Consider the following 1,151-nt stretch of genomic DNA (forward strand, 5'->3'; position numbering starts at 1 on the left):
GGTTCCCAGCGCTTCGGCACCCAGTACCGGGCGCTGGATGAGGAACACCACAGCTTCGACGACGGCGACCGGCTCCCGGTCGACCTGGCCCTGAACGCCGAAAGCCTCGGCGTGAAGGTGATCCGGATCGAACCGGGGGAGAAGGTCATCGCCGAGCTCGAGCAGGCCATCCGGGACGCCAAAGCAGCCCCCGAACGCGGCGGCCCGATCGTCATTCACGTTGAATCCGACCCACTGCTGGATGCCCCCAGCTCCGAGTCATGGTGGGACGTTCCGGTCTCCCAGGTCTCCGAGCTCGACTCCACGAAGCAGGCCTTCCAGACCTACACCGACCACAAGGCCCGCCAGCGCAAGCTGCTCGGCTGACCCCCTTCATCACCACGAACAGCCACAGACCAAGGAAGTCCACCACTATGTCAACGACGACCGTCACCACCATCAGCCACTTCATCAACGGCGCCGAAACCGCCGGTGAGGGCACCCGCACCCAGCCCGTCTACAACCCGGCCACCGGCGCCGTCTCCGCGGAGCTGCGGCTGGCCAACCGGGAAGACCTGGACACCACCGTCGCCGCCGCCCGCGCTGCCGCCGATTCCTGGGGCGACATCTCCCTGGCCAAGCGCACCGCGGTGCTGTTCAAGTTCCGCGAACTCGTCGCCTCCCACGTGGACGAGCTCGCCGAACTGATCACCGCCGAACACGGCAAGGTCCTCTCCGACGCCAAGGGCGAGATCGGCCGCGGACTCGAGGTCATCGAGTTCGCCTGCGGCATCCCGCAGCTGCTCAAGGGCGACTACTCGGACCAGGTCTCCACCGGCATCGACGTCTTCTCCTTCCGCGAACCGCTCGGCGTCGTCGCCGGCATCACCCCGTTCAACTTCCCGGTCATGGTCCCGCTGTGGATGGCCCCGATGGCGATCGCCACAGGCAACGCCTTCATCCTCAAGCCCTCCGAGCGCGACCCCTCCGCCTCGATGCTGCTCGCCAAGCTGTGGAAGCAGGCCGGGCTGCCCGACGGCGTCTTCCAGGTCCTGCACGGCGACAAGGAAACGGTCGACGGCCTCCTGACCCACCCGGACGTGGACGGCATCTCCTTCGTCGGTTCCACCCCGATCGCGAAGTACGTCCACGAGACCGCCACCGCCCACGGC

Annotated in this window: 2 protein-coding genes; both read left to right on the plus strand. The window is 67.4% G+C overall.

The annotated features are described in order from the left end of the window. On the plus strand, positions 1 to 366 hold a 366-nt coding region (locus tag LQV45_RS34415), incomplete at its 5' end, for a thiamine pyrophosphate-dependent enzyme (RefSeq protein ID WP_230012364.1). 47 nt (positions 367 to 413) lie between these two features. Continuing rightward, a partial coding sequence (locus LQV45_RS34420) for an aldehyde dehydrogenase family protein (protein ID WP_230012366.1) occupies positions 414 to 1,151 on the plus strand: 738 nt, incomplete at its 3' end.

The sequence above is a fragment of the Microbacterium sp. Bi128 genome (genome assembly GCF_918698205.1).